The 17,408-nt window shown below is 69.5% G+C and carries 16 protein-coding genes and 1 pseudogene; 8 read left to right on the top strand and 9 right to left on the bottom strand.

Going from position 1 to position 17,408, the window contains the following annotated elements:
* Nucleotides 1-369 precede the first annotated feature (369 nt).
* The 5 genes and pseudogenes from AAFO60_RS15915 to AAFO60_RS15935 all read right to left on the bottom strand — a co-directional run bounded on the left by AAFO60_RS15915 (nucleotide 370) and on the right by AAFO60_RS15935 (nucleotide 4,831).
* Nucleotides 370-1,041 carry a GntR family transcriptional regulator gene (locus tag AAFO60_RS15915; RefSeq protein ID WP_347957203.1) on the bottom strand — a complete coding sequence of 224 codons (672 nt, stop codon included), beginning with the start codon at nucleotides 1,039-1,041 and terminating at the stop codon, nucleotides 370-372.
* 122 nt (nucleotides 1,042-1,163) lie between these two features.
* Entirely contained in the window at nucleotides 1,164-2,051 is an 888-nt protein-coding gene (locus AAFO60_RS15920) for an FAS1-like dehydratase domain-containing protein (RefSeq protein ID WP_347957204.1), read from the bottom strand.
* On the bottom strand, nucleotides 2,048-2,791 hold the full coding sequence (fabG, locus tag AAFO60_RS15925) for a 3-oxoacyl-ACP reductase FabG (protein ID WP_347957205.1): 744 nt from the start codon (nucleotides 2,789-2,791) through the stop codon (nucleotides 2,048-2,050). The genes AAFO60_RS15920 and fabG overlap by 4 nt, the downstream gene beginning before the upstream one ends.
* Nucleotides 2,792-2,848: 57 nt before the next feature.
* On the bottom strand, nucleotides 2,849-3,661 hold the full coding sequence (locus AAFO60_RS15930) for an HpcH/HpaI aldolase/citrate lyase family protein (protein ID WP_347957206.1): 813 nt from the start codon (nucleotides 3,659-3,661) through the stop codon (nucleotides 2,849-2,851).
* A pseudogene (locus tag AAFO60_RS15935) lies at nucleotides 3,658-4,831 on the bottom strand (acyl-CoA dehydrogenase family protein). The gene AAFO60_RS15930 and the pseudogene AAFO60_RS15935 overlap by 4 nt, the downstream one beginning before the upstream one ends.
* 97 nt (nucleotides 4,832-4,928) lie before the next feature.
* Between AAFO60_RS15935 and AAFO60_RS15940 the strand changes: the two are divergent.
* On the top strand, nucleotides 4,929-5,642 hold the full coding sequence (locus AAFO60_RS15940) for a GntR family transcriptional regulator (RefSeq protein ID WP_347957207.1): 714 nt from the start codon (nucleotides 4,929-4,931) through the stop codon (nucleotides 5,640-5,642).
* Complete coding sequence (locus AAFO60_RS15945; protein ID WP_347957208.1) at nucleotides 5,639-6,874, top strand: CoA transferase; 1,236 nt, start codon at nucleotides 5,639-5,641, stop codon at nucleotides 6,872-6,874. Before AAFO60_RS15940 ends, AAFO60_RS15945 begins: the two co-directional genes overlap by 4 nt.
* A 9-nt stretch (nucleotides 6,875-6,883) precedes the next feature.
* Here AAFO60_RS15945 and AAFO60_RS15950 read toward each other — a convergent pair whose 3' ends face one another.
* Nucleotides 6,884-7,291 (bottom strand): RidA family protein, encoded by a 408-nt coding sequence (locus AAFO60_RS15950; RefSeq protein WP_347957209.1) that lies wholly within the window; start codon nucleotides 7,289-7,291, stop codon nucleotides 6,884-6,886.
* Nucleotides 7,292-7,435: 144 nt separating this feature from the next.
* Between AAFO60_RS15950 and AAFO60_RS15955 the strand changes: the two genes are divergently transcribed.
* The 3 genes from AAFO60_RS15955 to AAFO60_RS15965 all read left to right on the top strand — a co-directional run bounded on the left by AAFO60_RS15955 (nucleotide 7,436) and on the right by AAFO60_RS15965 (nucleotide 11,167).
* Nucleotides 7,436-8,200 (top strand): hypothetical protein, encoded by a 765-nt coding sequence (locus tag AAFO60_RS15955; RefSeq protein WP_347957210.1) that lies wholly within the window; start codon nucleotides 7,436-7,438, stop codon nucleotides 8,198-8,200.
* Nucleotides 8,200-10,209 carry a YhgE/Pip domain-containing protein gene (locus AAFO60_RS15960; RefSeq protein ID WP_347957211.1) on the top strand — a complete coding sequence of 670 codons (2,010 nt, stop codon included), beginning with the start codon at nucleotides 8,200-8,202 and terminating at the stop codon, nucleotides 10,207-10,209. Before AAFO60_RS15955 ends, AAFO60_RS15960 begins: the two co-directional genes overlap by 1 nt.
* Nucleotides 10,210-10,465: 256 nt before the next feature.
* Nucleotides 10,466-11,167 (top strand): hypothetical protein, encoded by a 702-nt coding sequence (locus AAFO60_RS15965; RefSeq protein ID WP_347957212.1) that lies wholly within the window; start codon nucleotides 10,466-10,468, stop codon nucleotides 11,165-11,167.
* A gap of 365 nt (nucleotides 11,168-11,532) precedes the next feature.
* Here the strand turns inward: AAFO60_RS15965 and AAFO60_RS15970 are convergent, their stop codons facing one another.
* A complete protein-coding gene (locus AAFO60_RS15970; RefSeq protein WP_347957213.1) occupies nucleotides 11,533-12,057 on the bottom strand; it encodes a DUF1697 domain-containing protein in 525 nt (174 codons plus the stop codon).
* A 32-nt stretch (nucleotides 12,058-12,089) separates the two neighbouring features.
* Here AAFO60_RS15970 and rnhA point away from each other — a divergent pair, with 32 nt between their 5' ends.
* The 3 genes from rnhA to AAFO60_RS15985 all read left to right on the top strand — a co-directional run bounded on the left by rnhA (nucleotide 12,090) and on the right by AAFO60_RS15985 (nucleotide 13,539).
* A complete protein-coding gene (gene rnhA / locus AAFO60_RS15975; protein WP_347957214.1) occupies nucleotides 12,090-12,551 on the top strand; it encodes a ribonuclease HI in 462 nt (153 codons plus the stop codon).
* A 297-nt stretch (nucleotides 12,552-12,848) separates the two neighbouring features.
* Complete coding sequence (locus AAFO60_RS15980) at nucleotides 12,849-13,208, top strand: YidH family protein (RefSeq protein WP_347957215.1); 360 nt, start codon at nucleotides 12,849-12,851, stop codon at nucleotides 13,206-13,208.
* On the top strand, nucleotides 13,201-13,539 hold the full coding sequence (locus AAFO60_RS15985; RefSeq protein ID WP_347957216.1) for a DUF202 domain-containing protein: 339 nt from the start codon (nucleotides 13,201-13,203) through the stop codon (nucleotides 13,537-13,539). The genes AAFO60_RS15980 and AAFO60_RS15985 overlap by 8 nt, the downstream gene beginning before the upstream one ends.
* Before the next feature lie 19 nt (nucleotides 13,540-13,558).
* Here AAFO60_RS15985 and AAFO60_RS15990 read toward each other — a convergent pair whose 3' ends face one another.
* Nucleotides 13,559-15,487 carry an ABC transporter ATP-binding protein gene (locus AAFO60_RS15990; RefSeq protein WP_347957217.1) on the bottom strand — a complete coding sequence of 643 codons (1,929 nt, stop codon included), beginning with the start codon at nucleotides 15,485-15,487 and terminating at the stop codon, nucleotides 13,559-13,561.
* Nucleotides 15,484-17,217, bottom strand: a complete 1,734-nt coding sequence (locus AAFO60_RS15995) for an ABC transporter ATP-binding protein (RefSeq protein ID WP_347957218.1) — start codon at nucleotides 17,215-17,217, stop codon at nucleotides 15,484-15,486. Before AAFO60_RS15995 ends, AAFO60_RS15990 begins: the two co-directional genes overlap by 4 nt.
* Nucleotides 17,218-17,408 lie beyond the last annotated feature (191 nt).

Raw genomic sequence — 17,408 nt, forward strand, 5'->3', positions numbered from 1 at the left:
TCTCGATACGCCGCCTCGCTGCGCTCGGTGGCTACTCGACCAGCCTTGGGGCCTTGCGGGGGCGCCTTTCAGGGTGATCGAGTAGCCCGCGAACGGAGTGAGCGAGTGTATCGAGATCGGGGGGCGTGCGAGGTCTCGATACGCCGCCTCGCTGCGCTCGGTGGCTACTCGACCAGCCTTGGGGCCTTGCGGGGGCGCCTTTCAGGGTGATCGAGTAGCCCGCGAACGGAGTGAGCGAGTGTATCGAGATCGGGGGGCGTGGGGGTCTCGATACGCCGCCTCGCTGCGCTCGGTGGCTACTCGACCGGCCTGGGGGCGGGCTGGTTCCCTGGGTTGGCGCATCGAGACGAGCGCGCCCGACAGCGTGTCTCAGGCGGGATGGTCGAGCCAGATGCCGCGCTCTTCGAGGAGGGCGATCACGAAGTCGGCGTTCCCCGCGATGTGCCGGGTGCCGATCTCCCGCGCGAGCTCGGCGTCGCGCGCCTCGATGGCCGCGTACAACTCGCGATGGTCGGGGGCGACGGTACGGACGCGCGCCTCGATCGAGGAGTAGAACGAGTCCGGCAGATGGTTGACGATCGATGCGTACAGACGCGCCAGGTGATCGGATGCCGCCGACAGATTGATGCGGCGGTGGAACAGCCTGCCGACGCCGGTGAGGGCGTCGGTGTCCGAGCCGGCGATTGCCTGCTCGCACTGCAGCATCAACTCGTGCAGTTCGGCGAGCGCGTCGTCGGTGCGCCGGACCGCCGCGCGGGCCGCGAGCTCACCCGCCAGCTGCGACTGCACCCAGAACAGGTCGCGGATGTCCTGCCGGGTGAACTCGGCGACGACGAACCCGCGTCGTGGCACCGCATGCACGAACCCCTCGCTCGACAGCCGCAGCAGCCCCTCGCGCACCGGCGTGATCGACACTCCGACCGCCTCGGCGATCGGCTCCATCCGCAGGAACTCGCCGGGCCGGAGATTGCCCGCCATGATCTGCTCGCGCACATGCCCGGCGACGGCGTCGGGCAACTGCCGGTGTCTGCTCAGGGCCACGTCGGGCGTCCTCCTCCGAATCGGGTGCCGGGATCATCAAGTGTGCACTTCTTGCCCACCCGGTGGTCAAAAGGTACACACGGAGCCCGGCGCACCGTCGAAGCGACCATCCGACCGGGGCACTAGGCGAAGGACAGGTCGACGACGCTGTGCGCGCCCGCGGCGTCGCCGCCCGGGCCGAGCAGTTCGGCGCGGGCACCGTCCGGCGTGGCGGTGTACACCAACTGCGCGCGGTCGGCGCAGAACAGCGGCTTCGAGCTCCGGTGCGTCAGCGCCGCGATCCGGGAGCCGTCGGCGACGAGCCGGTGGGTCTGCGCCAGCGCCATCGTCATCAGCGGACCGTGGACCACCAGTCCGGGATACCCTTCGACGCGCGTGGCGTAGGGCCAGTCGTAGTGGATGCGGTGGGCGTTGGCGGTGGCCGCCGAGAACCGCATCAGCAGGGTCGGATCGGTGCGGAAGTCCCAGCGGTGTCGGCCCGCGGGGACCAGCGGCGGACCGGCCGGGACCAGGCCGGCGGCCTCGTCGGACGCGACCGGTGCCGCGGTGGGAGTCGCCGCTTCGCGGTAGACGAGGTTCTGCGTCTCGCGGACCGCGACCGCGCCGTCCGAGGCGGACAGCACGGTCGAGACCACGACCACCACCAGCCGGCCGCTGCGTCCGTGCTTCTCGGTGACCGACTCGACGGTCGACGAGCGTCGGACGACGTCGCCGACGGCGATCACGCCGGGGAACCGGACCGATCCGCCGGCGAACATCCGCCGCGGCAGCTCGACCGGCGGCAGGAACGATCCGCGGAACGGATGCCCGTCGACGCTGAGCTCACTCGATGCCGCCCAGCGCGGCAGCGCCGCCCAGTGCCACAGCGGCGGAAGCGGATCGCCGACCCCGGGGACGGGCAGATCGTCGTCGAACAGGGTCGCCACGGCCCGGACCGCCGCCGGGTCCACCAGCTCGTCGGTGACGACCGTGTGCGGCTGCCAGTCGCCGGCCGGATGCGGGCCGGTCACATCAACCGGCCGCCGGTCACCTCGAGAACCGTGCCGGTCATGTAGGAGGACAGGTCGGATGCGAGAAACAGTGCGACGGAAGCGATCTCGCTCGGCTCACCGGCGCGGCCCAGGGGGATCTCCGCCATCTTCTGGTCCCAGATGCGTTCGGGCATGGCCTCGGTCATCGCGGTGCGGATGAGGCCGGGCTGGATGCAGTTGATGCGGACGCCGGCATGCGCGACCTCCTTGGCCGCCGCCTTCGACAGACCGACGATCCCCGCCTTGGCGGCCGAGTAGTTGGTCTGGCCGACGAAGCCGACCTTGCCGGAGATCGACGACAGGTTGACGATGGCGCCGCTGCCGCGCTCGCGCATGTGCGCGGCGGCCGCGCGGGTGCCGAGCCAGGTGCCCTTCAGATGGACGTCGATGACCTGGTCGAAGTTCTCCTCGGTCATCTTGCGCATGGTGGCGTCGCGGGTGATGCCCGCGTTGTTGACCATCACGTCGACGGCGCCGAACGCCTCGACCGCGGCATCGATCAGGCCGTCGACGTCGTCGGCGGAGGTGACATTGCAGACCACACCGCGCGCGATGTCGTCGCCGCCCAGGTCCGCGGCCGCCTTGGCGACCTGCTCGGCGTTCATGTCGCCGAGCACCACGCGGGCGCCCTCGGCGATGAAACGCTGCGCGATCGCGTAGCCGATGCCCTGGGCGCCGCCGGTGACGATCGCGGTCTTGCCGGTGAGAAGTCCGGTCATGATGGGGTGTGCTCCTTCAGTGGTGGGGGTGTCGGAAGTCGAATGGTCCGGGGAGGCTCAGCGTCGGGCCAGGATGTGCAAGGCCCGGTCGACCACGGGCTTGTCGACCATCTGCCCGTCGACGATCGCGACGCCGTCGGTGTCGACGTTGTCGACGATCCTTCGCGCCCAAGCGACTTCCTCGTCGGTCGGGGCGAAGGCGGCGATCGTGGGGGCCAGCTGCTTGGGGTGGATGCACAGCTTTCCGCCGAAGCCGAGGCGGCGGGCGTGCTGGGCGTCGGCGGTGATCCGGTCGGCGTCGTCGACGGCGCCGGTGACCCCTTCCAGCGGGCCGACGAGCCCGGCCGCGGCCGACGCCAGGACGAGGGCCGAGCGCGAGGCCAGCAGGGCCTTCCGGTCGGCGGGGTCGACGCCGAGCTGCGCGGCGAGGTCGAAGGTGCCGATGGCGAGCCGGGCCACGCCGGGGACGGCGGCGATGTCGGCGGCCGCCAGGATGCCGCGTGCGGTCTCGATGAGCGGGATCACCCCGGTGCCGGCGACTTCGGTCACGGCCTGGACCACGTCGGGCGACTCGGCCTTGGCGAGCATGATCGCCGCACCGGTCTCGGTCAGCGCGGCCAGATCATTGGCGAAGAAATCGGTGTCGGCGGCATTGACGCGGACCGCGCACCGGTTCCCGGTGACCGCCCATTCGGCGGCGTTCGCCCGGGCGGCGGCCTTGTGCTCGTGCGGCACCGCGTCCTCCAGGTCGATGATCACCAGGTCGGGGCCCGCGGCGGCCGCCTTGGCGAAGCGTTCGGGCCGATCCCCGGGGACGAAGAGCACGGTGGTCGCACCGCGGGCGATCTCGGTGGCGGTTCGGACGGTCACTTCTGGGCCTCCTTCTTGGCCTGTTTGACGAGACCGCCGCCGATGATCAACCGCTGGATCTCGCTGGTGCCCTCGTACAGGCGCAGCAGCCGGACGTCGCGGTAGATGCGCTCGACGGGCATCTCGCGCATGTATCCACTACCACCATGGACTTGAACGGCCTTGTCGGCGACCTCACCGACCATCTCGGTGCAGAACAGTTTCGCCACCGACGGCGCGATCCGACGATCTTCGCCGGAGACCCACTTGGCGGCGGCGTCGCGGACCAGCGCCCGACCGGCGGCCAACTGGGTCGCCATGTCGGCCAGGTGCGCTTGCACCAGTTGGAAGTCGCCGATCGGCGTGCCGCCCTGCGTGGTGACGGCCGCGTGGCGCAGGGATTCGTCGAGGGGCGCGTTGGGCGGCGCCGACAGCCAGGCCGGAGATGTGGACTCGGCCGCGGGCCAGGGACACCATCGCGGCCCGGTAGCCGACGTCCTCCGAGCCGCCGACCAGCGACGATGCCGGAACCCGGACGCCGTCGAAGTGCACGTCGGCGGTCCAGGACCCGTCCTGGCCCATCTTCCGGTCGTGCTCGGCCACCGAGACGCCCGGCGCGTCGGCGGGCACGAGGAACACCGCGATCCCCGGCCCGTCCGCGTCGGCCGGTCGGGTGCGGGCGAAGGTGACGAACAAGTCGGCGGTGGGCGCATTGGTGATGAAGCACTTGCCGCCGTCGATCACCCAGTCGCCGTCGTCGGTGCGGACGGCCTTGGTGCGCAGCCCGGCCGGATTCGATCCGGCGCCCGGCTCGGTGAGGGCGAACGACGCCACCACCTCCCCGGAGGCGATCTTCGCCAGCCAGGTCGACTTCTGCTCGTCGGTGCCGAAGTTGACGAGCACCTGACCGGCGATGCCGTTGTTGGTGCCGAACATCGAGCGCAGCGCGAGCGCGGTGTAGCCCAACTCCATGGCGAGCTCGACGTCTTGGGCGAGGTCGAGGCCCAGCCCGCCCCACTCCTGCGGCAGCGCGAAACCGAACAGGCCCATGTCCTTGCAGGCCTGCCGGAGGTCGTCGGGCACGGCGTCGGCGTCGGCGATCTCGCGTTCGCGGGGGATGACGCGGGTGCGGATGAACTCGCGGACCGATTCCAGGATCTGAGCGAAGTCTTCGGGACTCACTTGAGACATGCGCGGGGACCTTCCGAGTAGAGAACACGACCGAGGATCGAATGGATAATATATTATCCATTCGAAGAGCGGGAGGGTCCCGGCGGAGGGGAGCAGCATGGCCGCACGCCCACAGTTGTCCGACGACGTCGCGGCCCACGTCCGCGAGATGATCGTCTCCGGGCAGGTCAGGCCCGGCGAGTTCCTGCGCACCGGGCCCATCGCGCGCGACCTCGGCATCAGCAACACCCCGGTGCGCGAGGGGCTGCTCCTGCTCAACGGGGAGGGCTTCGTCGAACTGGTGCCCCGTCGCGGCTTCGCGGTCGCCGCCTTCACGCCGCAGGACATCCGCGACCTGTTCTGGGTCCAGGCGATGCTCGCCGGGCAACTCGCCTCGCGAGCCGCGCAGACCATCACCGACGACGAGCTCGCCCGCCTCGCAGACCTGAACGAGTCGCGCGCGCGGGCCACCGCCGCCGGTGACGAGACGCGAATCGTCAAGAGCGGTCACGACTTTCATCGCGGGGTCAATCTGGCGGCGGCCGCGCCGCGTCTCACCGTGATCCTCGGCCAACTCTCGCGGCGACTGCCCAGCAGCTTCTACAACGACGTCGAAGGTCACGACGACGAGACGCAGCTGGCGCACGAGGCCGTCGTCGAAGCGCTCGGAAGACGCGACGCCGACGCGGCGGGGCGCCTCATGAGCGCGCACATCATGGGCGGGGTCGACGAACTGATCGAGCGACTCGCCGACAAGGGAGTCTTCACCCCGATCTCCGCCAGCACCCCGATCTCCGGCAGCACCCCGGACGACCGTCAGGAGCGATCATGACCGACCACCGATCCCAGCCGAACGCGGCCGCTCGCCCGCTCGACGGCGTCCGCGTCGTCGAGTTCGCCAGCTTCGTGGCCGGCCCGAGCTCGGGGATGGCGCTGGCCCAGCTCGGTGCCGAGGTGATCCGCGTCGATCCGGTCGGCGGCAACGCCGACTACCGTCGCTGGCCGCTGTCGGACCGGACGGGGGAGAGCCTGTACTGGACCGCGCTGAATCGCGGCAAGAAGTCGGTGCAGTTGAACCTGCGCACCGACGAGGGGCGCGACCTGCTGCTGGCGCTGGCCACCGCCCCCGGCCCCGACGCCGGGATCGTCGTCGACAACGCGGTCGGGCGCTCATGGTTGTCGTACGAGGCGCTCGCAGCGCGGCGCGGCGACGTGATCGCCGTGCGCGTGGAGGGTCGCGCCGACGGCGGCGGCGCCGTCGACTACACGGTCAACGGGGCCGCGGGCATCGCGTCGATGACCGGTGCCCCGGAATGCGAGCGTCCGGTCAACCACGTGCTGCCCGCCTGGGACCTGCTGTGCGGGCAGGAGGTGGTGACCGCGGTGCTGGCCTCGCTGCGACGCCGAGACCGGACCGGCGTCGGCGCACACGTGCAGATCGCGCTCGCCGACGTCGCGCTGGCCGCCGTCGCCAATCTGGGCTGGTACAGCGAGGCCGCCGAGCGCGGGGCGCGTCCCCGCCACGGCAACCACCTGTACGGCAGTTTCGGCACCGATTTCGCCACGGCGGACGGCGATCGCGTCATGATCGTGGCGTTGACGCCGCGGCAGTGGGCCGCGATCGGGCACGCCACCGGCACCACCTCGGTCTTCACCGCACTGGCGGGCTCGCTCGGGACGGACTTCGACACCGACGAGGGGCGATACCGGCATCGCGAGGTGATCGAGGCCGTCCTGCGGCCGTGGTTCGCCGCCCGCTCGACGTCGGCGGTGACCGCACAGCTGTCGCGATCCGGCGTGCTGTGGGGACCGTACCGGTCGACGGCGCAGGTCGCCGCCGACGTCGCCGCGGACCCCGCCGCCGCGCCGGTGCTGACGGCGCTCGACCAGCCCGGCATCGGCGAGGTGATCGCCGCGCACGCTCCGGCCCGCTACGACGAGGCCTACTCGGGCTCCGCGCCCGCGGTCGCTTTGGGGCACGACACCGACGCGGTCCTCGGCGAGGTGCTGGGGTTCGACGACGCTGCTCTGCGTCGGCTGCGCGCCGACGGCGTCATCGCCTGAACCGCCCGCTCAACCGGCGTGATGTCCGACGTGCGCGATCGCGTCGATCTCGACGGTCGCACCGTATGGCAGTGCGCTGACCTCGAGAAAGGTGCGTGCCGGTCGAGGAATCGCGAAGAGTCGCTCGAACTGTCGGTTCGCCTCCTCCCGAAGGGAGAGGTCGGTGACGAAATACGTCAGCTTCACCACGTCGTCGAGCTGCGCGCCGACCGTTGCAAGACGCTCGGTCATCCGCTCGACGGCGGCGTCGAGTGCCTCGTCGCGGCCGGGGACGGCGCGGTAGTCGTCGTCCACCGACAAGGCGCCCGAGACGTAGACGGCGTCGCCGACGCGGTAGGCGGGACTGTACGGGTGCTGGCTGGACACGTTCACGGACACGGCGGAAACCTCCGAAACAAGTGGACTTCCCCTCACCATAGGGCGGCGCCGCGCACGGGGTCGGCGGTCCGGCCGTCGGGCGATCGTGTCTGCCGCCACACCCCCATCTGATAACGTGCGTTTGCACACTTCCGGGCGCGTGGGCACCGGAATCGCCGCAGGTCGGGATTAGGATCCTGACTCATGACTGATCACCCCGACACGGCGATGGCCGTGGTCGCGCGCGGAATCACGCAGCAGGGGCCGTGGGGGCGGGTCTACGGTCCGCTCGACCTGGACATCCCGTCCGGCGGCCTCACCATCCTGCGGGCCGAGGCCGGCCCGGGCCGCACCGCGCTCCAGATGACCCTCGCCGGCCGCATGAAGGCCCGCACCGGCACCCTCGACGTCTTCGGCCGCACCAGCGCCAAGGCGATCTTCCAGGTCTCCTCGCTGGCGGCCATCGCCGCCCTCGACGACGTGTACACCTCCGTCAAGGTGGGGCACCTGTTGACCGAGAAGATCCGGTGGGATGCACCCTGGTACCGGCTGATCGGACGGGCGCGTCCGGACGACCTGGAACGCATCTGCCGGCCGGTGTTCGGCGACCTGCCGCTGCCCGACCTGGACACCTACGTCGAAGAGCTGTCCGAGCTCGACGGCCTGCTGCTGCGCGTGGCCCTGGCCAACACCAGGCGCACCCCGCTGCTGGTGGTCGGCAACATCGACCAGGTCACCAGCGACGTGAACCTGCGGATCCTGGTGTCGCGCCTGGCCGCGCTGGGCGCCGAGCAGACGGTCATCACCACCACCGTCAACCACGTCGATCCGGCGCTGGGCCACCGCGCGCTCATCGACGTGCCGTCGATGCTGACCGATCTCGCGGCCCTGTCCGACGTCGCAGACCTGCCCGCCGACCCGGCATCGCACACGCCGAACGGCCGAACCGACTTCGAGGGGAACATCTGATGCTGGCGGGAATGTCGCTCGGCACCGAGCTGAAACGCTATTCGAAGGGGGCGATGCCGCGCATCGCCATCCTGACCGTGGTCCTGATGCCGCTCCTCTACGGCGCCATGTACCTGTGGGTGTTCTGGAACCCGTTCGACGAGGTCGCCAAGGTTCCGGTCGCGATCGTCAACGAGGACCAGCCGGTCAAGGCCGCCGGACAGGAGCTCAACGCCGGCGAACAGGTGCGCGAGCAGCTCCTCGGCTCGGGCGCACTCGATCTGCACGCCACCGATGCGGCCGAGGCCGCCGACGGCCTGGCGCACGGCAAGTACTACTTCACCATCACGATCCCGAAGGACTTCAGCGCGTCGATCGCATCCGCGCTGTCGCCCGATCCGCACAAGGCGAAGATCGAGTTCACCTTCAACGACGCGAACAACTACCTCGCGGGCATCATCGGCCAGAACGCTGCCGCCCAGGTGACGGCCGCGCTCAACGACAAGATCGGTCAGCAGGCCGTCGACCAGGTGCTCGTCGGCCTCACGACCGCGGGCGACGGGATCAAGAAGGCGGCGGCCGGCTCCGAGCAACTCGCCGCCGGGCTGCACACCGCCGACGCCGGCGCTCAGGAGCTGGCGTCCGGCGCCGATGAACTGGCGGTCAACATGGTCACCGCCCGCGACGGTTCGGCCCGTCTCGCCGACGGAACCCAGCAACTGGCCACCGGCATCGACAAGGCCACCGGACCGCTGCTCGGCATGCTCAACCAGGTCCAGTCCTCCGGGGTCAAGCCCTCCCAGTACGCCGACGACGCCGCGCGGCTCTCCGCGGGGATGTCGGACGTGCTCGACGTGGTCACCGCGGTCGGGGCTGGACAGTCGCAGGCCGAGAAGTCGGTGTCGCAGGTGATCGCCGGGCTGCGGCGCAGCGCCGACCCGAACATGCGGGCCCTGGCCGAGGCGCTGGCACCGGTGCAGACCTTCCTGCAGACCCAGGGCGTCGATGCGGCCACCACGGCCAGGGCGGGCAACCTCGCGAAGCAGTCGCAGGCGCTGTCGGCGCAACTCGGCGACAAGAACTCCAGCCTGCGGACCACGCTGGCCATGCTCGAGAACGGTCAGCTCGCCGGTCAGGTGACGCAGTTGCGCGACGGCGCCGGACAGCTTCAGTCGGGGGCGGCACAGCTCCACAGCGGCCTCGTCCAGCTCACCGACGGCAGCGAACGCCTGGCGGCCGGTGCCGGGCAGCTCGCCGCGGGCACCCCGAAGCTGTCGGCGGGCGCGGACGAGTTGGCGACCGGCCTGGGCGAGGGCGTCAAGCAGCTGCCGAACTTCGGTGGCGACGAGCAGCGGCAGCAGACGGCGGCCAACCTGTCGCAGCCAGTCGCGCTCAGCGAGTTCACCGAGAACCGGGCACCGACCTTCGGCACCGGATTCGCCCCCTTCTTCCTGCCGCTGGCGATGTTCATCGGCGCCATCATCATCTGGATGATGCTCAAGCCGCTGCAGTCGCGGCCGGTGATCGGCGGGCTCGGCGGGCTGCGGTCGGTGCTGGCCTCGTACTGGCCGGGGTTCCTGATCGTGGTGGCGCAGGTGGTCGTGATGTTCGTCGTCGCGCACTTCGCGGTCGGACTCGACGCCGCCCATCCGCTCGGGATGCTCGCCTTCATGCTGCTGGTCTCGGGCGCCTTCCTGGCCTTGATACAGATGTTCAACGCAGTCCTCGGCGTCGCTGTGGGACGGGTGGTGTCGCTGGCCTTCCTGATGGTCCAGATCGTGGCCTCCGGCGGCATCTATCCGGTCGAGACGACGGCCAAACCCGCGCAGTGGTTCCACCCGTACGACCCGATGAGCTACGCCGTCACCGGACTGCGCCAACTCATCAGCGGCGGCGTCGACAACCGCCTGTGGATCAGCGTGGCGGTCCTCGCCGGTGTCGCGGTGGTGTGCCTGGCGATCAGTTCGTGGGCGGCCCGGCGCAACCGGCAGTACACGATGGAGCAGTTGTTCCCGCCGATTCAGGTGTGAGTCCGAGATCTCGGACCAGATTCCCCGCTGGGGTCTCACATCGCTGTGGTGAGTGATGTGAGACCTCAGAGGGGAATCGCATCCGGACGGTGGGGCCGCAGGTGGACCCCGCAGCGGATCGCACGCAGGATCTTCGGGTTCGTCTCGCGCCAGCGGTGGACGATGTCCTCGTAGGTGAAGCGTCCTCGTAGGTGAAGCGCAGCGGATAGAAGCCCCTGTCGTGAGCGTCCACATCGCGGGTGCGGTCGCTCTGGAAGTGCGCGCGGTCGCCGTGGAACTCCCAGCTGTCGATCTCGATGATCAACCAGCGGCCGATGAGGAGATCGACGCGACCGACGCCGTCGATCTGAACCTGCGGTCGAACGCCGATGTGCTGATTCTGCAGGCGGAGCCGTGTCATCGACTCCGGTCCGGACTCGGCGCGCTCGTCGCATCGGCCGATCAGTTGTCGGATGCGCTGCGGGGCGTCGCGGAACTGGTACTCGATCTGCTCTCGGTCCATGAGCCGCTTGTTCAGAATGGAATCGCACACCACCACGAAGCCCTCGTCGTCGAGGCAGCGTGCGGCGTGGCGAAGCGCGATCGGCACCTCGTCGATCAGGCCGTACTCCGGCTCGGGCCTGCGGAACTGCCTGCAGAAGGGACCCTTCCGGACGCGCAGGGCCGAGCTGTTGCCCCGAACGTGGGACCGGTGATCCTCCGGGGTCCACACCCCGTGGCGTCGCAACGCCGACACGCAGCCGATCACGCCCCCGCGCTGCACCGCGGCGAGGTCGGCGGCCGACGGGTCTCCGACCGCGTACCAGCCGCGGCGGACCGCTCTGGCCTGCTTGTCGCGCACCAGCCGGTCGAGGCCGGTGCGGCCGATCGTCTTGACGAGTTCGTGGTACTGATAGACGCCGCTCGGGAGATGATCCATGCGCTGACGGTCGCGCAATGGACGCCCGACCGAGCCTGATTCGTCCCGGAAAAGGCCGATTGTGGAGCAATCTCGAGTTGTCCACAGTGCCCGGGACGCGGACAGAAGTCACCGGTGAAGGCAGAGGCCGTGCGGTGAGGCGTCGTATGGGCGGAGCGGGGAATCTGATCCGGTGGCGGTCAGGGCACGCGGACGGTCAGGGAACGCGGGCGGTCAGGGCACGCGAACGGTCACGGCGCACTGACGGTCAGGGCTTGCGGGCGGTTGGGGACGTGAGCAGTCGGGGAGATGGAGGATCGGGGATCTGAGCGGTCAGGGGCGGTGCGCGGTCATGGAACCGGAATCATCGGCGCGGCGAACGGGTCCGCCACGGCACCGCTCGGTCGATCGACGTGCCAACTCGGTCAGCGTGCCAACTCGATCAGCTTGGCGACGGTACGAAGGTTTCGCCCGGTGCCGGTGACGCCGAGTCCCTTGGCGATCTTGGCGGGCGTCAGCTTGGTGGCGCCCGCGCCGCCCGGGTAGTCCAGGTGCAGGTCGGAGCCGACCACCTGCAGCCGTTCGCCGTTCCCGAAGTCGCGCGCGCAGAAGGCCTCGGCAGCTGCCGCATCGGGTTCGCCGGTGAGGAAGTAGATGTGCCCGCGCGGGGCGTCGCCGAACGGGTAGGCGGCCAAGGCCGCGGCGAGTTCGGCCGGCTCTCGGCCGATGGCCTCGCGGAAGAAGCCGAACTCGTCGAGCACGGCCTGCTCCAGCGCCCGGTCGAAGGCTGCGCCGTCGCCGGGAGGGGTGCAGAGCAGGTTTCCCGAGGCGATGTAAGTCGTCACTTCGGTGGCCCCGAGTTCGGCCGCGATCTCGCGCAGTCGGGCCATCGGCAGTTTGGCGCCGCCGACGTTGACGGCGCGGATCAGCACCACGCGACCCACGGTCATCCGGTTCTCCTCACCCGGTAGCGTTGGACGTCATGAGCGACGCCGGAACCACTTCGAAGGTAGTGCAGATCTCGACCGACGGCGCGTGCCTGGGAAACCCCGGTCCCGGCGGATGGGGCGCCGTCCTGCGCTACGGCGACGTCGAGAAGGAGATCTCCGGCAGCGAGCCGGACACCACCAACAATCGGATGGAGTTGACGGCGGCCATCGAAGCGCTGCGCGCACTGACCCGACCGGCGTCCGTGGTCATCTACACCGACTCCAGCTATGTCCGGAACGGGATCACCAAGTGGGTCGCCGGATGGCAGCGCAACGGTTGGAAGACCGCGAGCAAGCAGCCGGTCAAGAACGCCGATCTCTGGCAGGACCTCATCACCGCCGAGGATCGGCACACCGTCGAGTGGCGGTGGGTGAAGGGCCACGCGGGAGACAAGTACAACGAGATCGCCGACACCCTCGCGACCAGCGCGGCCAAGGCGCTGCGCGACCGGTAGGACCGCGCTGCGCGACCGGTGAACCGCGTCGTGCGCGACCGATGGCACTGCGCGGCCGGCGCGCCGTCGCCGGATCGTGGCTGTGGAATCTCTCACTTCTGCCGGCCGTACCGTCTGTTACCTCGCCCGATGAGTTAAAATCACGGTGAACGTAATTCTGCGGCGACTGCCCGAGTGCAGTCCGGACACTGCCGGACCCGCCGACGGGACAAGCCTGCGGGCTCGCGCGACTCCTCGATCGGAGACCTCCTCGACCGGGTCCGCGATACCCGACCTGGAATCGAAGGAGATGCGACGGTGGCTCGGCGATGGCCGGAATGGGTGTACGAGGAAGGGGAAGAACCCGATCCCCGCTTCTCGCTCGCCAATGAGCGCACACTGCTGGCCGGACTGCGCACCGCGTTGGCCTTCATGGCCGCCGGGGTCGCGCTGCACATCGCGACCGCATCGACCGGAGAACGGATCTGGTCGTACATCGCGATGGGCCTGGTCGTCATCGGGTTGGTGCAGGCCGGCGTCGCCTTCCCCCGGTGGGCCCGTTCCGAACGCGCCTTGCGCACCGGTCGCCCACTGCCGCCGGCGTCGTCGGCGTTCATCCTCGTCATCGGGCTGCTGGTCGCCGGCGTCGTCGTACTGATCGGAGTGGCACTTGCCTGACACCGCGGCCTTCCTCTTCGACGCGGGCGCGCAGAACGAGCGCACCCGGCTGGCGTGGACTCGGATGGCGCTGGCCTTCATGGCCGGCGCGGCGATGCTGTTCCGGACCGTGCCGAACGCACCGAATCCGGCCGTCGCCGCGTTGCCTGCGGCCATCTGCCTGGCCGTCGGCGTCTGGCTGATGAGCCTGAGCCACGGCCGCTACCGCCACAACCAACGCGCGCTGAAGGCGGGCGGCAGATCGATGCCCGACGGGGTCTTCCTCGGCGTCGCATCGGCGGCCTGCGTGGTCGGCGGCATGATCGCCGTCGGCCTGGTGTTCCTGGTCTGAGCGCCGACGTCGACCGGGCTCAGACCGGTGCGTCGACGTCCTCGGCCGGCTCGCTGAACTGGGCGTTGTACAGCCGGAAGTAGGCGCCGCGTCGCTCCAGCAGGCCGGCGTGGTCGCCCTGCTCGACGATGCGCCCGTCCTCCATGACCACGATCAGGTCCGCGTCGCGGATGGTCGACAGGCGGTGCGCGATCACGAAGCTCGTGCGGTCGGTCCGCAGATTCGACATGGCCTTGCTGATCAGCAGTTCGGTACGCGTGTCGACCGAACTCGTGGCCTCGTCCAGGATCAGGATCGTCGGCTTGGCCAGGAATGCGCGGGCGATGGTGATCAGCTGGCGTTCGCCTGCGCTGACGCCCCCGCCCTCGTCGTCGATCACCGTGTCGTATCCGGCGGGTAGCGTGCGGACGAAATGATCGACGTGGCTGATGCGGGCCGCCCGCATCACGTCCTCGCGGTCGGCCGTCGGATCACCGTAGGCGATGTTGTCGTAGATCGTGCCGCCGAACAGCCACGAGTCCTGCAGCACCATGCCGGTACGTTCGCGCAGGTCGTCGCGCGTCATGTCGGCCGCATCCACCCCGTCGACGACGATGGTGCCCGCGTCGAGCTCGTAGAACCGCATGATCAGATTGACCAGCGTCGTCTTGCCCGCGCCGGTGGGTCCGACGATCGCGACCATGTCGCCCGGCTTCGCCTCCAGCGAGAGGTGCTCGATCAGCGGCCGGTCCGGCTGGTACCGGAACGAGACGTCGTCGAAGACGATGTGTCCGCGGTCGGCGGCGGGCGTCTTCGGCTCGGCGGGATCGGGGAGTTCCTCGTCCTCGTCGAGGACGTCGAAGATCCGCTCGGCCGACGCCACCCCCGACTGCATCAGGTTGAACATCGACCCGATCTGCGTCAGCGGCTGGGTGAACTGTCGGGAGTACTGGATGAAGGCCTGGACCTCGCCGAGCGAGAGTTGCCCGGAAGCCACCCGCAGGCCGCCGACGACGGCGACGGCGACGTAGTTGAGATTGCCGAGGAACATGATCGTCGGCATCACGATGCCGGAGATGAACTGGGCCCGCCACGACGACGCGTACAGCTTCTCGTTGCGTTCGTCGAAGTCGGCCTCCACGGCGCCGCGGCGGCCGAAAGCGGTGACCAGCTCGTGCCCGGTGAACGCCTCCTCGATCTGCGCGTTGAGCGCACCGGTGGAACTCCACTGGCCGATGAAGTGCGGCTTGGACCGTTTGGCGATCGTCGCGGTGGCGAAGGCGGCGAGCGGCACCGTGGCCAGCGCGATGGCCGACAGCAGCGGTGAGATCGTGAACATCATGATCAAGATGGCGATCACCATGAGCAGCGAGTTCACCAGCTGGCTGATCGTCTGCTGCAACGACTGCGACAGGTTGTCCAGGTCGTTGGTGACGCGACTGAGCAGGTCGCCGCGCGCCGACGCATCGTAGAACGACAACGGCAGCCGGTGGATCTTCGCCTCCACCTGAGCTCGCAGCTTCGTCACCGTCCGCACGACGACGATGTTGAGCAGGTAGGCGCCGAGCCAGCCGAGGACCGCCGACCCGACGTACAGGGCCAGCACCGTGGTGAGGATCCGGCCGACGGCGCCGAAGTCGACGCCCTGGCCGGGGATCACGTCCATCGACGACACCATGTCGGCGAAGGTGCCCTGCCCGCGCGCACGCAGGCTCGCGACCGCCTCCGCCTTGGTGAGGCCCTCGGGCAGGTTCATCCCGATGACGCCGGCGAACAGCTCATCGGTCGCATCGCCCAGCACGCGCGGGGCGAACGCGGTCAGGGTCACCGACCCGATCATCGAGCCGAGGATCACGATCATCTTGCCGCGATGATCGCCGAGCTGCCGGACGAGTCGCTTCAGCGAGGGCTTGAACGACTTCGCCTTCTCCAGCGTCGGCGTGGCGCCGGGAGGTCCGCCGCGGCTCATGCGCCCGCTCCGATCGTCAGCTGAGATTCCGCGATCTCAGCGTAGGTGGGACACGATTCGAGCAGTTCGGAGTGGGTGCCCAGACCCGCCACCCGGCCGTGATCGAGAACCAGGATCTGGTCGGCGGAGATCACCGTCGAGATCCGCTGCGCGACGACGACCACTGCAGACTCCCGCGTGGCCGGGACCAAGGCCTCCCGCAACCGGGCGTCGGTCGCCAGGTCCAGGGCCGAGAAGGAATCGTCGAACAGGTACACCGCGGGTCGGCGGATCAGTGCGCGGGCGATCGCCAGGCGCTGCCGCTGCCCGCCCGAGACCGTCGTGCCGCCCTGGGCGACGGGCGTCTGCAGTCCCTGCGGCATGGCGCGGACGAAGTCGGCGGCCTGCGCGATCGTGAGTGCCTCCCACATCTGCTCTTCGGTGGCGTCGGGTCTGCCGTGGCGCAGATTGCTCTCGACGGTCCCCGAGAACAGATAGGGCCGCTGCGGGACCAGCCCGAAATGCGTTCGCAGAGTGTCGGGGTCGGCGTCGCGCAGGTCGGTGCCGCCGATCGTGATCGCACCGCCGGTCACGTCGAGCATCCGCGGGAGCAGATTGATCAGCGTCGTCTTGCCGGAGCCGGTGGAGCCCACGATGGCGGTGACGGTGCCGGGGGCGGTCCGGAAACTGATGTCGCACAGCACCGGTTCATCGGCGCCCGGGTAGCGGAACTCGACGCCGTCGACCACCAGCTCCGCGGGGTCGCCGACGATGGGCGCGGCGTTGTCGGGTGCGGTGACCGTGGTGTCGGTGTCGAGGACCTCGCAGATGCGGTCGGCGCACACGCCGGCGCGCGGGGCCATCATCGTCAGGAACGACGCCATCATCACCGACATCATGATCTGCATGACGTAGGTGATCATCGCGGTCAGCGCTCCGATCTGCACCGAGCCGTCGCTGACCGAGTGCGCGCCGAACCAGAGGACCGCGACGAGCGTCAGGTTGGTGATCAGCATGACGGTCGGGAACATCAGGGCCATCATTCGGCCCACCCGCAGGGTGGCGTCGGCCAGCCGGTCGTTGGCCACACCGAAACGATCCATCTCGTGACGTTCGCGGACGAAGGCGCGGACCACGCGGATCCCGGTGATCTGCTCGCGCATCACCCGGTTCACGTCGTCGATCCGGGTCTGCATCGCGCGGAATCCCGGGATCATCCGCGAGATGATCAGGCCCATGGTGAGGCCGAGGACCGGGACGGCCACCGCCAGCACCCATGAGATGGGCGCGGCCACCCGCACACCCATCAGGATGCCGCCGATGCCCATGATCGGTGCGGTGACCAGGATCGCCATCGCCATCACGGCCAGCTGCTGCACCTGCTGGACGTCGTTGGTGGTGCGGGTGATCAGCGACGGTGCGCCGAATCGGCCCACCTCGCGGGTGGAGAACCCGTTGACGCGGTGCAGGAGGTCGTGCCGGATGTCGCGGCCGCCGCCGAGCGCGGCGCGCGCGCCGAAGTACGTGGCCGCGACCGAGCAGATGATCTGCGCGAACGACACCAGCAGCATCCAGGCGCCGGTCGACAGGATGTAGCCGGTGTCGCCGCGCGCCACACCGAAGTCGATGATGTCGGCGTTGAGCGTCGGCAGGTAGAGCATCGCGGCGGTGGCGACCAATTGGAGGCACACCACGGCGATGACTGCACCGCGGTAGCGGAGCACGTAAGTCCGCAGGAGGCGAGTGAGCACGGAATCTACCCTACGTGCGGCTTGTGACAGTCGCGACGCGGTTTCCGTGTGGCGGCATCTCGATACGCTCGCTCACTTCGTTCGCTGGCTACGCGATGAGCCTGGGAGTGCTTTCGGTGTGCTGGGGCGGTGGGTCAGGGTGGTCGAGTAGGCCGAGGTGCTAGCCGAGGGTGTATCGAGGCCCTCGTCTC

The organism is Gordonia aichiensis, from assembly GCF_039946255.1.
Classification (GTDB): domain Bacteria; phylum Actinomycetota; class Actinomycetes; order Mycobacteriales; family Mycobacteriaceae; genus Gordonia; species Gordonia aichiensis_A.

Bases quoted from the DNA above. Each gene is read 5' to 3' on its own strand.
- fabG (WP_347957205.1), bottom strand. From the start codon at position 2,791: ATGACCGGACTTCTCACCGGCAAGACCGCGATCGTCACCGGCGGCGCC.
- AAFO60_RS15940 (WP_347957207.1), top strand. From the start codon at position 4,929: ATGGCCGCACGCCCACAGTTGTCCGACGACGTCGCGGCCCACGTCCGC.
- AAFO60_RS15945 (WP_347957208.1), top strand. From the start codon at position 5,639: ATGACCGACCACCGATCCCAGCCGAACGCGGCCGCTCGCCCGCTCGAC.
- AAFO60_RS15950 (WP_347957209.1), bottom strand. From the start codon at position 7,291: ATGGTGAGGGGAAGTCCACTTGTTTCGGAGGTTTCCGCCGTGTCCGTG.
- AAFO60_RS15955 (WP_347957210.1), top strand. From the start codon at position 7,436: ATGACTGATCACCCCGACACGGCGATGGCCGTGGTCGCGCGCGGAATC.
- AAFO60_RS15960 (WP_347957211.1), top strand. From the start codon at position 8,200: ATGCTGGCGGGAATGTCGCTCGGCACCGAGCTGAAACGCTATTCGAAG.
- AAFO60_RS15970 (WP_347957213.1), bottom strand. From the start codon at position 12,057: ATGACCGTGGGTCGCGTGGTGCTGATCCGCGCCGTCAACGTCGGCGGC.
- rnhA (WP_347957214.1), top strand. From the start codon at position 12,090: ATGAGCGACGCCGGAACCACTTCGAAGGTAGTGCAGATCTCGACCGAC.
- AAFO60_RS15990 (WP_347957217.1), bottom strand. From the start codon at position 15,487: ATGAGCCGCGGCGGACCTCCCGGCGCCACGCCGACGCTGGAGAAGGCG.